Below are 14,851 nucleotides of genomic sequence, written 5' to 3' on the forward strand. Positions count from 1 at the left end.
AGAGAAGCTTGCTTTCGCACTATGAAAGCAAGCTTCTATTGTTATTATCTTAACCCGTAAGCCTTGATGATTTCTTGAGTGATTTTGTTTCCTTCATCATCCCATGCGCTTGCTCTGAGTGAAACAAATTCTGCATCCTTTGGATTTTTGATGGAAGTTGTAAATGAATCTCCCTCGCGAGCGAGTTTTATCGTCTTCCATTTTTTTCCTTCGTTGAAGGAAACTTCCAAAGTTGCATTTTCCACATTTCCTAAGTCCAGTGCAGTTTCCAATTTTGTCACGGAAATCTCAAGGTCTGTCGGACGGTTTGCCAATGCATCTCCATTAACATCTGTATCCACCTTGTAGTTGAGCGATAGGAATGGAAGATCGTGTTTCCACAGATTCTCTCCCTCTTTATTCTCGGTCCAGAAGGTCCATTCCGTATTTGTTAGGGTGGAAGTTCTAAAGCGTTCAGCATCACGCTTCGCTTCTGTCACGACGCGGAGCTGGGTGCGCTCTTCCGGTACGACAATGTTGGATTGTAACGCTTGCCCCTTGCCTTCCTTCACTAACGTATCTCCATTGTAGAGTTTTACTGTCTGATTTTGGACGGAGTAATTATAGTCTGCTCCTCCTGTATTCCCAACACCGCTATCAGCAAAAGCCGGGAAATTGAACTGAAGATAGTTTCCTTGGCGGTGTGGCCCCCAATAGCCTGTACCAAGACTTGGACGGACAACAGGGGAGAACCAGTTCTCCACGATTTTTTGTCCACCAGTGTATGTGGCAAGCGGCTGGCGGATTTCCCAAGGGGTATCCAGGAACTTTGCCATGTGATACCAACTAGTATCCTCGGTTGCGGATAGGTATTCCGTACGGGCGGTTGGGTAATTTATTTTGTATAGGAATCCGACAGCGCCCCTTGTATGAGGACGGAGATCATATCGGAACTCGCCACCTGCAGCCTCCACATGGGAATTGTAGCGGCTATCGATTGTCACCAAATCCTTGTTCTTTGGTGCATACCTCAAGTCTTTTGGTATGGAGCCTACATGCGCATCGACAAGGTCGTATACATAAGGAGTATCCACTACACCTTCCACTTGAAGCTTGACATTACCTGAGCGTACAGCTTTTACAAGCTTGTCGCCTTCCTGTTTGCTGATACCGGCAACGGCAATCGGATTGTCCGTATACTCCGGAGTACCGGCATAGACACTGAATTCTTTATTTTCATTGTTGACGATGATAAGAAGCTTTACTCCGGCGGCTGCAGCAGCAGTAGCCTGAGCGGATACGCTTACCTCGCTGTTACGGTCTACAACAACCGCTTTGCCTTTTGCTTTCAGTCGCTCAAAGTCTGCTGGAGCACCTTTCCCTGCATAGACAGTAGAAAGATTGTATTTTCCATCCAATAGGGTGCTTCCGGCCAATGGGATATCATCCAGTTCCTTGCCTTTGAATTTGATGGTCAAAGTAGGCTTGGTCAAGCGCCAGCGAGTAAGCATCTCAAAATATCCGGCTTTGGTTTCTTTCGTTGGAACAGCATACAGCTTATCAATCCAGACAGGCATCAGATAAAGGCTTGTCACAGGCATGTTCCCGATTTTTTGGTGATACTCCATACGCTGGTACATCGGATCTGCTTTTTTCGGTACTTCCACAGTAATTTCTTTTGCCTTACTTGCATCCAGTTCAACGGTTTTCGGACCATTGAGTTTCACTTCAGGATTTCCTACGAGTGCAACACCGGCCTGGTCCGTATCCATATCCACATCCATCAAGGACATAGCGGAATAGGTTCCCGGTGGCATGCGAAGCTCTAATGTGCCATTGACAGCATAAACCCAAGGTTGAAGGGTTTCACTGAATAGAACGACATAGGCAGTGGTCGGTTCGCCTTTACGGTCTTTGGCGTTTAGAGTGAGGTTGTATCTTTCCTCTTCCTTCACCATTCCCATCGTGGTGTGTACAACTGCTTCACCATTTGCTTTTGCCGTTAAATAGCCTTGGTAGCGGGAACCAGTTTCGGCAAGCGTGGGATCGAGTGTCACGTTTACCTCTGCAGTTCCGCCTGCCGGGATGGTTATGCTGTTTTCAGAAAGAGTCAGCATGCCTGATGGAGCTGCTTTCCCTTCTGCATTTGTAAAAGTTGTATCCAATTCGAGCGTAATGGCTTCTTCACTGTCGTTCGTATACGTCACGGTTTTTTCGACAGGAGCATCCTCGTCATGCGGCCATTGGAAGAAGCCGAATGAGACGGAGCCCGTTGCTCTTACCTGGGTTTCCAGGGCAGCTGCGATATCCACGCGACCTGTTCCGACGTGGTAAGGCTGATAACCATATAACTTCTGCGTGGTGTTCATGAGCGTTTCTTTAATTTCCTGTCCTGTCCACTCCGGATACTTCTGTGCCAGGATAGCAGCGGCACCTGCAACATGCGGGGTAGCCATCGATGTTCCATTCAAGCTTTTGTAACTTCCGCTGCCAGGGGAAAATTGGGAACGCGCTGCGTTGATCCCTACACCAGGAGCTGTTAAGTCAGGCTTCAATCCCATGTCCTTGTAACGAGGTCCCTTGGAAGAGAAATATGCAAGCTGATCCGCTTTATCCACAGCGCCTACTGTCAATGCTGATTCAGCAGCTCCAGGGGAACCGATTGTGACTTCTCCGCCTCTATTGCCTGCAGCGATGACGAACAAGGTGCCGTTTTCTTCAGAGAGTCTATCAACCGCCTGTGCCATGGGATCTGTTCCATCACTTGCCTCAGAGCTTCCAAGACTCATGTTGACGATTTTCGCATTCTCGGATGCCCATTCCATTCCATCAATGATCCATGATTCCAGACCGGAGCCGGAATCACTCAATACTTTTCCGACCAGTAAGCGGGCATCAGGTGCAACACCTTTCGTTTTCCCATCAGCTGCACCAGTTCCAAGCACAGTGGAGGCTACGTGTGTCCCGTGGCCATTCTTGTCTGTTACTTCCTCGCCGGGAACAAAGCTCACCGCTTCATCCAGTTGAGGTGCGATATCCGGGTGCTGCGCGTCAATTCCAGTGTCAAGCACGGCAACTTTCACGCCTTCACCTGTAAAGCCAGCTTCCCATGCTGTGTTTGTCCCGATCTGCGGGACAGATTGATGAAGGGACGTTTCTACTCGCCCATCCAGCCAGATTTTTTCCACACCAAGCTGGAAGAGGACGTCCTCAGGATTTTCTTTATTGGCTTCTGCAGGGACAGTGACATCCTCCCAGAATACTTCTGCTGATTCTTTTTCTGCAGACAGTGCCGCTGCGTTAATGCTTTCAAGTTCTTTTGTTTTTTTGGATCCTTTCGGAGCAGGTGCACCCTTTGCGGAAAAAGCTCTTGCCTTGCTCTCTTCGTATTCGACAATCATCGGCAGAGACGCGAGGTTTTTGTCGTCATAGCCATACTCTATCAATTTAGTAATATTAAAAAAGTCATGATCCAGCTTACCTGCTGCAAGATATGGCATGGCAATGTTCGGTAATACGAAGGTATCCTCTTCAGTTGTGATGATCCGGACCCCGTCCCCATTCTTTTGGGCAGGCTCGACATTGATGACATACTTGCCGTCCGAAAGAGTGGAAACCTTTACGACGTCTCCGGTGATAAGGGTGATAGTATGATCGCCTGTTATACTGCTGTCAAAGGATACGATGGATTGATTTGCTTTTGCGGATTTATCGGCTTTATCGGTCGAAGCTCCGGATGCTTGTACCTGGAATAGGGTTCCAGAGAGTAATGAGGCTGCAATCGAACCAGCCAATACTGATTTCATGGTCAACTTCTTCAAATTATCATTCTCCTATCTGTCTTTTGATAAATAATCAGAATATGTTTGGCAGACTCATGCTGAAGAAAAAATAATTATTTTATGTTTGATATTAAAGATTGCTAGAGTGAGACTCGCCTTCACCTCCTGGAATGGTCGATTCTCCTAACTGTGATAAAAACTCTTTGGGTGGGTGTACCGCGGATTTAGTTGAATTGTAAAGCTGGAAAAGTATTATGACAATTGGTGTTTTGTTAAGGTCTTTAGGACTAGTCCAGTTATACTAAAACTTCTGAAAGCGCCTAAAAGACATGAAGGAATACGCCGATAATCCCAAAAAAGAATGCGGGGAGTTGGGGTTTTGAGCGAAAGCCGAAACCGAGGAGACGATGGGGGCCTGACCCCCTCCTTAAATGTGGTATCAACAACACTATATAGATATAACAAAAGGAATAACTTAATCCAATTATTACTGCTAAAGCGTATTTTATGAACATTGTGATATAACAAGGCTTTATCGCTTTAATAAAGTGAGGGTCAGGCCCCTTTTTTATATGTGTCGCAATTGATACAACCGGTAAAAGTTCTTGGATAGGACTTTCAGCAGGGAGAATAGGAGGAGGAGTGCAACGAATGGAAAGTTATTGAAGGTGGTGGAAGAGGGCTTTTACATGCAGTGCTCTCTTGGAAATGATAAAAAGATGCCCAGCTTTTATCGTGCAAAAGCTGGACATCTCTTATTTTCTGGACCCTACGAACTGGAGTGGAACAGGTGTAGATTTTCCATATATTTCGCTAAATCAAATATACACGGACACAGCCGCAGCCTTCTCGTGCTGTTTGCGTTCAACATAATAAATAAACAAAAGCTTCCCATAACGCCTTACCAAAGTAAGGTGCTTCCCTGAAAAGAAATGAGGGAGGGCCACTTCCTCGAGAAACTGATAATAGGCCTCGAGATCTCTTCCTAGACGATATTCCAGGAGTTTGAACAATGTTTGATGCAAGGAGTTGTGATGTTCCTTAGCTAGCAGATATCCTTCTTTCACTTTTCTTTGCAAGAATCTTTTCTTGGAAAAATTCCCTTCAATGCTACAGTCAATAAAGTTATAAAGTCTGATCAAGTACTCGTTGGTTTCTTTACCGGCAAGCTCGATAGCTTTTTCAAAATAGGGATACGCTTCCCGGAATCTTTTCCTATCAAAGTACTCATAACCAAGGCTATTTAACAGGAACCCCTTGCTCTCCATATTCCCATACTGTTCGCATTTATTTATCAAGCACTGATACTGCTGAACGATATAATCAAAGTCCATATGACTATCCTTGCTCAGCTGTTGCAGTACCATGGATTCCGCATTGATCGCCTGTACATGATTGTTGGTTTCTTTGAAATAGCGGAGGGCTTTATCGATATAATAGAATGCTTTCACTTTTGAACCACTATAATAATAGGCGAGTGAAAAATGATAGTAATACTCCTTGTTCCCGTATTCCATCATGTTAATCTGATTTAGGACTTGAATAGCTTTGTGAAAGGAACCATTTTTCGATGTTTCTATGTAATACATCCCTAGAACGTGAAGATGCAAATTACGGTCAAACGATATTAAATCCACATCATCTAGATCCAGGTTCATTAAAAGTTGATTCGCCTTATCGACTTCTTTGCGAAAAAGGTGGTATCTTGCAGTCAGTAATTGATAACGCACTCCAAATTTTGAACCTTGAACAATCGTGGATTGTTCAAGCTGCTTTTTAAATGCTTCCACTTGAAGTGCACACTGCATGATCATGGCATTATGCCAGTTCCTGAGACGATGCTTGAGCTCGCGCAGATAGGCCATTTCCTTTTGGAAGTTAATATTCAGCCGCTCCGAAAACATGGCAATCATGTCTTCGGAACAAGCAGTTTTTCCTCTTTCGATCTTGCTAACATGTGTCGTTGTACAGATTCCATCTCCCAATTGCGACTGTGTAAGCCCGGCCCTTTCTCGATAGAACCTGATAATTTCCCCTGTTGTCACAAGTACCTCTCCTCTAGTTAGTAAGCAAGTTTGTTCAATTTAGATTATCGTAACCCGTAAGCCTTAATGATCTCTTGAGTGATTTTGTTTCCTTCCTCATCCCAAGCGCTTGCTCTTAGTGATACGGATTTCGCATTCTTTGCATTTTTGATAGTTGCTGCAAAAGAGTCACCATTTTTGGTAAGTTTCACTTTCTTCCATGTTTTACCTTCGTTAAATGATACTTCTAATGTAGCACCTTCCACATTTCCGTATCCTACTCCCGTTTCTACTTTTGTAACGGATAACTCAAGATCAGTAGGGCGGTTTGCCAATGCATCTCCATTCACATCGGTGTCCACCTTGTAATCTAATGAAAGGAATGGAAGTTCTTCGCCCCAAGTTTCGGATGCTTGCGTCCAGAAGGTCCACTCTGTATTTGTACGGACCGAAGTATTCCATCGTTCTGGATCACGTTTTGCCTCGGTAACTACGCGGAATTGCGTACGTTCCTCCGGTGCCACGTCCCAAGCATTAAGCGCTTGACCTTTGGATTCTTTTAATAATGTATCTCCTCGGTACAATTTCACAGTCTGATTTTCATACGATACATCCCAACCCGTTCCACCGGTGTTTCCTGTTCCGGCATCAGCCCAGGCAGGTAAGTTGATGCTCAGGGAGTTGCCTTGGCGGTACGGAGCCCAGTAACCATTACCCAAGCTTGGACGTACAACAGGAGAGAACCAGTTCTCTGTTAATTTTTGACCTTTTGTGTAAGTAGCCACATCTTGACGGATTTCCCATGTTGCATCCAGCACATTTGCCTGGTGATACCATCTTGTGTCCTCTATTGCAGAAACATACTCCGTTCGGGCACTTGGTAAGGAGAGCCTTTGAAGGAAGCCAACAGCTCCAAAGGTATGTGGACGCAAGTCGTATCGGAATTCCCCGCCATCTGTTCCAATATGGGAATTGTAGCGAGTATCGATGACCGCTAAATCCTTACCCTTAGGTGCGTAGGTTAAATCCTTTGGTATAGAACCGACATGCACATCCATAAGGTCATAGACGAATGGAGAATCGGTTGCTCCTTCCACTTGAAGCTTCACATTCCCGGAACGAACCGCTTTAATTAGCTTGTCGCCTTCTTTTTTGCTGATCCCCGCAACAGCAATTGGATTGTCTGTATACTCGGAAGTGCCGGCGTATACACTGAATTCTTTGTCTTCATTGTTTGCGATGATCAATAGCTTTGCCCCGGCAGCTGCAGCAGCAGTAGCCTGCTCGGAAGCTGTTACCTCATCGTTTCTATCTACCACCACGGCTTTCCCTTTTGCTTTTAGGCGGTCAAAGTCAGCTGAACTGCCTTTCCCTGCATACACGGTGGAAAGATTGTATTTTCCATCCAGCAATGTGCTTCCTGCAAATGGAATGTCATCGAGTTCAGTTCCTTTAAATTTGATAGTCAAGAGTGGTTTAGCAAGACGCCAGCGGGTAAGCTGTTCAAAATATCCTTCTTTGACCTCTTTTGTAGGCACAGCGTACATCTTATCAATCCAAACCGGCAATAGATAGAGACTTGTCATTGGCATATCTCCAAGTGTGCGATGATACTCCAACCTCTGATAATTGGCCTCTGCCTTCTTTGGTACCTCTACAGAAATTTCTTTTGCTTTACTTGCATCAAGTTCCACTGTTTTTGGACCATTCAGCTTCACTTCCGGATCACCCACAAGGGCTGCACCGGCGTGGTCTGTATTTACATCCACATCCATCAGGGACATAGCGGAATAGGTGCCCGGTGGCAGGCGTAAGTCTAATGTGCCATTGACAGTATAAACCCATGGGTCCATTTTCTCGCTGAATACTACTACATAGGCAAGTCCAGGCGAGCCGTCACGGTCTGTTGCACGCAATGTTAAAGGATATCTTTCTTCTTCCTTTATCATGGACATGGTAGTGTGGACAACTGTTTCTCCGTTTGCTTTTGCTGTTAAAAAGCCTTGGTAGCGGGAGCCAGTTTCTCCAAGCTTGGGATCGAGAGTTATGTTTACATCTGCAGTCCCACCAGCTGGTACTGTGATAGTATTTGCAGATAGATTCAGGATCCCTGCAGGAGCAGATTCACCTTCAGCATTTGTAAATGTCGTTTCCAATTCCAGTGTAATAGCTTCGTCGCTGTCATTTGAATATGTCACTGTTTTTTCAACAGGAGCAGCCTCCTCATGCGGCCATTGGAAGAAGCCGAATGACAACGAGCCAGTTGCTCGCACCTTGGTTTCTAAGGCAGCAGGGATATCCACACGTCCTGTACCTACGTGGTAAGGCTGGTAACCTTCAAGTTCCTTAGTTGTGTTCATTAACGCCTCTTTAATTTTCTGGCCGTTCCAATCCGGATACTTCTCCGCTAAGATGGCTGCGGCACCAGCAACATGCGGGGTAGCCATGGAGGTACCATCCAAGCTTTTATACTGTCCACTGCCGGGAGAATATTGGGAGCGGGCCGCCACGATACCTACACCAGGAGCGGACAGGTCAGGCTTCAGACCCATGTCTCCATGGCGAGGTCCTTTGGAAGAGAACCAGGCAAGCTCGTCCGCTTTGTCTACAGCTCCGACTGTCAATGCGGATTCAGCAGCACCTGGAGAACCGATCGTGCCTTCCCCGCCATTATTGCCAGCTGCGATGACGAATAAAGTGCCATTTTCATCACTAAGTCTATCTACGGCCTGGGCCATCGGGTCAGTGCCGTCACTTGGCTCTGAGCTTCCAAGGCTCATGTTGACGATTTTGGCATTCTCGGATGCCCATTCCATACCATCAATGATCCAGGAGTCCAGTCCAAACCCTTCATCACTCAGTACTTTTCCAACCAATAAGCGTGCATCAGGAGCAACGCCTTTGGATTTCCCATCTGCCTCACCAGTACCAAGCACAGTGGAGGCTACGTGTGTTCCGTGACCATTCTTGTCCGTTGCTTCCTCTCCGGGTACAAAGCTCACGGCTTCATCCAGTTGAGGTGCAATGTCCGGGTGCTGCGCGTCAATTCCAGTGTCAAGCACGGCAACCTTGACGCCTTCCCCAGTAAAGCCTGCTTCCCAAGCTGTGTGTGATCCGATTTGAGGGACGCTTTGATGAAGGGCTGCTTCAACACGGCCGTCCAGCCAGATTTTTTCCACACCATACTCGAAGAGGGCGGATTCCGGGTCCTTTGTATTGGATTCTTCCTGAGCGACAGTGACGTCCTCCCAGAATGCTTCGGCAGATTTTTTGTCGGCTGATAGAGCCGCTGCATGAATGCTTTCCAATTCCCTTACTTTTTTGGAGCCTTTAGGAGCTGGTATGCCTTTTGATGAAAGGGAGCGAGCTTTCGTTTCATCATATTCAACAATGACCGGCAGAGCTGCCAGGTTTTTGTCATCATAGCCGTATTCGATTAATTTAGTGATATTAAATAAGTCCTGATCGAGTTTTCCAGCTGCAAGATAGGGCATGACAGAGTTCGGGTATACGAAGGTGTCTTCACCGGCTGTTATGACCCTGACCCCATCGCCATTCTTTTGTGCTGGTTCGACATTGATGATATGCTTTCCGTTCCCCAAGGTGGACACCTTGACGACATCACCGGTAATGAGGGTAATGACATGTTCCCCAGTTACATTATTACTCATCGAAACAATGGAACTATTATCAATTTTCGTCACGTTTATGGAAGCTCCAAGTGCATTTGTCTGGAAAAAAGATCCCGAAACAATTGAGGCAGCAATGGAACTCATTAGTACCGTCTTCATGGTCAACTTCTTCATTTACATTCTCCTATTCTGTTTCATGATAAATTGGTCCTGCTTTACGGAGGAAACTCATGCTGAGGTGTTTAGGTGAAAATTAAGAAGATATGTAGTCTCCTATTCTTGATAATAAAAAGACTACCAGAATCAGACTTGCCATCACCTCCTGAATAAGTGGTATTGCTCATAGGTGAAATAGGCTCTTGTTGAGGTTATTCTTACGTAACTAGAATTGTAAGTCAGACTAAATATTCTGACAAATGGTGTTTTTATAGGGGCTTAGGAACCAGAATAGAGTGTCGAAAACCGATTATAAAGGAGTAAAAAGCCGAAGAAATAATCCAAAACTACCAAAAAGAGATAAAAATAATTGGGGTTTTGAAAATTGAAGCTGAAATGAAGATAAAGGGAGGGTCAGGCCCCAAAGAATAAAAGGGTAACAGAAAAATTATTTAAACATAACAAAAGGAATAACCGTATTCGGTTATTCCAAGTGAAGAAGTACTTATATTTACATACCTATATAATAATCCTTTACCACTTTAATAGGGAGCGGGTCAGGCCCCAACCATTTCACTCCTCACGCATGCCGCAGTTGATACAGACGGTAAAAGTTCTTTGTCAGGACTTTTAGCACGGAGTAGAGTGGCACTGCGAGCAAGATGCCGATGAATCCGTAGAGTTTTCCTGCGACGAGGAGCAGGAGGATGACGGTCAGCGGATGGATCGATAGTTTGTTCCCGATGATCAATGGGGATACGAGATTTCCTTCTATTTGCTGGACGATGGTCAAGAGAATCAGGATTTTTACTGCCATGAATGGATCGGTCATTAGGCCGATGATCAGCGCAGGGAGCACCCCGAGCGCAGGTCCGATGATGGGGACTACCGCGGTGATGACAATGAATAATGCCAGCACTAACGCGTATTCGACTCCGATTATCAGGTATCCGATATACATCAGGAATCCGTTCACCAAAGCCACTATCATCTGTCCGCCGATATAGGTGGAGAGAGCCTTATCAATATCAGTCAGGATTCTCCGTCCTTCAATATGATGCTTTTGAGGTAAATACTTCAGGATAAACGGCAGAAGCTTGTGCCCGTCCTTCAAAAAGTAAAATACGATAAACGGGACAATTACGAGTACTGTAACAAAGCTTGTGATGGAAGAAATGATAACCGCAACATTTTTCCCAATCCGTTCCCCATGGTCCTTTATGAAGGTCAAGAGCTTTTGCTTTGCTTCTTCATAGGACATCAGTCCGAAATTATTTTCATTAATAACCTGCTTTGTCTGTTCTTCATTTTTTTCAAGAATGGACGGAACATCCTTCGCAAACTGCATCACCTGTTCTTCGATTTTGCCGCCTACAGTAAACCCACCCAAGACTGCGCCCCCAATGATCACGAAAAAAACGATAAAAATGGCTAAAGTCCGGGGAATGTACTTGGATCTTGAAAGAAACTCCACAACCGGTTTCAGAATATAAAACAGAAATCCTGCAAAAATCAACGGAAAGAAGAGCGTGGCAACCAAACTGAGGATCGGATTGACCAGAAACTGAACCTCGCTCAATAGAAAAATCACCAACAGAACCAAAACAATTCCTGTCAAATACTTAAAAAAAGGATGTCTAATCCACAATATTATCCCCCCAATGAAAAAGAATATAAGTGTTTATTCCCTTTCTGGCGGAATTTGACACATGGGGAAAGGTACTGTGTCCCAAAAGACGTACAAACTTCAAATGGGACTCGGGACCTGTCCCCACTGTTTACCAGCATTTTTACCGCATGTGGTGAGCAAAATACAAAGGAAAGACATCAAAAAGGGGTGTGTAACCATGGATAAATGGATAAGTTCCATATTGAAGCTGGCCGCAACTCAAAATCTCTTGAAGAGGTTTGGCTATAAACCGAGGAAAAAGAGAAACTTAGGCGCGTTCGCATCTTTGCTGGGAATCGGCTTAAGTGCAGCGGCTATCATGTATGGTCGAAATGGTGGTAACGCAATGACTGGTAAGGAACAATCAAGACCTATGCAGAAGCATCGTTCCGCCACCGATATCATGAAGACACTCCAGTCGAAAGGTCTTGCAAATCCGACGGACATGGCTGCTGTCGCCGAAATTGCAGAAGAATTCACTCCGTTGCATAAAGCTCCATCCCAACCGGGGAGCAGCAAGCAACAAAGAAACATGAACCAAAATAGCAACAACCAACACAAAGGCAATACAAATAGCTACCAAGTCAACAAACAAAACCATAAATAAACCAGTACCACCTCGCCTTAAGAAACGGCAGGTGGTACTGGTTTGCTATAAAACGAATGTATCATATTTTCCAGTTCGGAAATATCGGACTCCGTTACGGAAGGACTCTCACTTAAAGAGCCGATCATACTTTCCAATAAAAATCTTCGTGGGCTTTTGGCCTCGAGCAGCTCTTCCTGGATGAAATCCAAGAGCTCTACATAAGGTGTTCCGCTGAGCTTGCTTTTCATGGACTCCAGCAACGTGATAAGGGCCTGCTTGCGTGCAAGGATTCCATCCCTGTTTTCCGGAAACCACTGTTCAAGCCTTTCCGGTGCAATCAGTTGATCCTTTGTTTGTACAACCTCATTAACCACCTGCACAATACGCTCCACACTATATTTTACCACGCGATGAATGCTTGCGCTGCCACTTTCCTGTCCCATCAGGTTGAATTTGATATTGTGGTTTAAGATCCCCATGAACATGATGGAGCAATCGAGGAGATAAGGCTTTTTCTCTTCGCCGAAAAGATCGATGAAACGCTCGTAGATCCAGCGAATCATTCGCAGTTGCCCCCGCTTGATGAATTCCTTCAGTTCTTCGTCCTTGGAGAAAAAAACTTCTTCAAAAAGCGAGATGAGCTTATTGGCACGGTTTGTATGCATCTGCATTTCAATCTGCTGGATGAAAATGTTGATATCAGCTGGATCCTTGCCGATCAGCAGATCTGCCCGATCTTTTTCAAGCTTCGTATAGATGGTCTTGAACAGCTCGATAAGCAGTTCGTTTTTGGAGGAAAAATAATTGTAGAAGGTGCCCTTTGAAATGCCGCTGAAATCGAGGATATCCTGAATGGATGTAGCTTGGAACCCTTTTTCAATAAACAGCTGATGGGCCTTCTTGATTACCTGTAATTTTCGTTCATTCATCATATCACCTTTTAGACTGCTAGTATAATTTTCATACTACCTTATTTTCGCAGCATACACAAACCCCCAATAAATAACAGCTACTTTTTATTGAAATAATTGTACTGATGGTATAAGATGTACATTATGAAACGTTAGTACAAAATTATGAACTTGTAGTATAAAGGGAGAGGAAGCGAAACAACATGCAACAACAAACAGAATCCACACAGCGACCGCCATATGGGATACTGGCTATCCTGATGATTGGCGCTTTTATTGCTTTTTTAAATAATACATTACTGAATATTGCTCTGCCCTCTATCATGACGGAGCTTAAGGTGGGTCCTTCGACCGTTCAATGGCTCACAACAGGATTCATGCTGGTGAACGGGATCTTGATTCCGACCACGGCATTTCTCATCCAAAAATATTCTGTTCGCCATTTGTTCATCGCGGCAATGGGTCTGTTCACAATCGGAACCGTCCTGGCCGGATTTGCCCATGTCTTTCCGGTACTTCTAACGGGACGCATGCTGCAGGCATCCGGTTCGGCCATTTTGATGCCGCTATTGATGAATGTGATGCTCGTCAGCTTTCCAGTTGAAAAAAGGGGAGCAGCTATGGGGGTATTCGGGCTTATCATGATGGGAGCGCCGGCAATCGGTCCTACATTATCCGGATGGCTCATTGAACACTATGATTGGAGAATGCTGTTCCATTTTGTTACGCCGATTGCTGCGGTCATTCTTTTATTAGGGATTTTCCTATTAAAGGATAAAAAGGTGAAACCGAATATCCGTCTCGATATGTTCTCGGTTCTGTTATCAAGCTTAGGATTTGGCGGCCTTCTTTATGGCTTCAGTTCTGCCGGTTCCAAAGGCTGGGACAGTCCGCTTGTCTATGGAACAATCCTTATTGGAGTGGTAGCCCTGACATGGTTTATCCTCCGTATGCTTCGCCAGGAAAAACCGATGCTGAACTTCCGGATCTATCAGTATCCGATGTTCGCCTTATCCTCCGCCATCTCGATGGTCATCACGATGGCGATGTTTTCCGGGATGATCCTTTTGCCGATTTATGTGCAGACTTTACGTGGCATCTCCCCGTTGGATGCAGGTCTTATGATGCTTCCGGGAGCGATTGCGATGGCGCTCATGTCGCCGGTCACAGGGAAACTGTTTGATAAATACGGCGGCAAAGTACTCGCGATAACAGGATTGACAATTACGGTCGTAACGAGCTATTTCTTCAGTCAGTTGACGCTGGAAACATCCTATACACAGCTGGTCATCCTTTATACGGTAAGGATGTTCGGGATGTCCATGGTATTCATGCCGGTTTCCACAAACGGGCTGAACCAGCTTCCAAAAAGATTCTATCCACATGGAACAGCGATGAACAGCACGCTGCAGCAGGTATCTGGTGCAATCGGTACGGCATTCCTCGTAACGCTCATGTCTACCCGTGCCGAAAGCTATGGGCGTGACCTGGCTGCGACAGAACTGCCTAAGCTTGGTGCCGATCCTACTGCAGAAGCGCTCGGTGCCATGCAACAGCAGATCATGCTGCAATCCACATTGGAGGGGATCAACTTCGCATTCCTCGTGTCCGTCTTTATAGCAGCTATAGCGCTTGTGCTTTCCTTCTTCATTAAGAGGGCGAAGCAAGCGGAGGATCCAATAGGGAATGAAGCGGAAGCAGAAGCAGTAAATCCCGATGTAAAAGCTAAATTAGCGGAAAACTAATAAGAAAACAGCCCCGAGTGTGGAGGCTGTTTTTTTTATAAGGTTATTTTTTATTGACTTGGGTACCGCTTTTCTTCTGGCTTTGTGAAGCAGTGTTTCCAATCTGAAAGTCATTGCCGAATTCCACATTGTTTTTATGATCGTGCTTTTCAATTTGTTCTCTTGTCTGTTCCTTATTCTGCTTACCTTGATTGGACATACCTCATCAACTCTCTTTCCAATAGTTTACCTTTCTTAATATGCTCAATTTGTACGGGAAAATTAGTCTTTTATATTTAATCTGGACTAAATTTTCTGTTCAATCTGTTAACCTTTCCCTCGTTCGGCTAAAATGATAGTATCTGAATTTTCTTTATACGGTAAA

General features: G+C 45.1%; 8 protein-coding genes. 2 read left to right on the forward strand and 6 right to left on the reverse strand.

Going from position 1 to position 14,851, the window contains the following annotated elements:
• Window positions 1–44 precede the first annotated feature (44 nt).
• The 4 genes from ACQCT5_RS01255 to ACQCT5_RS01270 all read right to left on the reverse strand — a co-directional run bounded on the left by ACQCT5_RS01255 (window position 45) and on the right by ACQCT5_RS01270 (window position 11,221).
• Window positions 45–3,800, reverse strand: coding sequence for a S8 family peptidase (locus ACQCT5_RS01255; protein WP_499638134.1), 3,756 nt, complete (start codon window positions 3,798–3,800; stop codon window positions 45–47).
• A 779-nt stretch (window positions 3,801–4,579) separates the two neighbouring features.
• Window positions 4,580–5,806: a helix-turn-helix domain-containing protein gene (locus ACQCT5_RS01260; protein WP_499638137.1), complete on the reverse strand. Its 1,227-nt coding sequence runs from the start codon at window positions 5,804–5,806 to the stop codon at window positions 4,580–4,582.
• 44 nt (window positions 5,807–5,850) lie between these two features.
• Entirely contained in the window at window positions 5,851–9,591 is a 3,741-nt protein-coding gene (locus tag ACQCT5_RS01265; protein ID WP_499638140.1) for a S8 family serine peptidase, read from the reverse strand.
• 562 nt (window positions 9,592–10,153) lie between these two features.
• Entirely contained in the window at window positions 10,154–11,221 is a 1,068-nt protein-coding gene (locus ACQCT5_RS01270; protein WP_499638143.1) for an AI-2E family transporter, read from the reverse strand.
• 199 nt (window positions 11,222–11,420) lie between these two features.
• Between ACQCT5_RS01270 and ACQCT5_RS01275 the strand changes: the two genes are divergently transcribed.
• The gene (locus ACQCT5_RS01275) at window positions 11,421–11,849 is read left to right on the forward strand and encodes a hypothetical protein (protein WP_499638145.1); all 429 of its coding nucleotides are present in this window, start codon (window positions 11,421–11,423) and stop codon (window positions 11,847–11,849) included.
• 17 nt (window positions 11,850–11,866) lie between these two features.
• On the opposite strand, the gene ACQCT5_RS01280 is transcribed toward ACQCT5_RS01275, so the two are convergent.
• Window positions 11,867–12,760 (reverse strand): TetR/AcrR family transcriptional regulator, encoded by an 894-nt coding sequence (locus ACQCT5_RS01280; RefSeq protein ID WP_499639077.1) that lies wholly within the window; start codon window positions 12,758–12,760, stop codon window positions 11,867–11,869.
• 185 nt (window positions 12,761–12,945) lie between these two features.
• Here ACQCT5_RS01280 and ACQCT5_RS01285 point away from each other — a divergent pair, with 185 nt between their 5' ends.
• Complete coding sequence (locus ACQCT5_RS01285; protein WP_499638147.1) at window positions 12,946–14,487, forward strand: DHA2 family efflux MFS transporter permease subunit; 1,542 nt, start codon at window positions 12,946–12,948, stop codon at window positions 14,485–14,487.
• Window positions 14,488–14,530: 43 nt separating this feature from the next.
• Here the strand turns inward: ACQCT5_RS01285 and ACQCT5_RS01290 are convergent, their stop codons facing one another.
• Window positions 14,531–14,686 carry a hypothetical protein gene (locus ACQCT5_RS01290; protein WP_499638150.1) on the reverse strand — a complete coding sequence of 52 codons (156 nt, stop codon included), beginning with the start codon at window positions 14,684–14,686 and terminating at the stop codon, window positions 14,531–14,533.
• Window positions 14,687–14,851: the final 165 nt, after the last annotated feature.

It is taken from the genome of Sutcliffiella halmapala (assembly GCF_050107295.1).
GTDB lineage: Bacteria > Bacillota > Bacilli > Bacillales > Bacillaceae_I > Sutcliffiella_A > Sutcliffiella_A halmapala_A.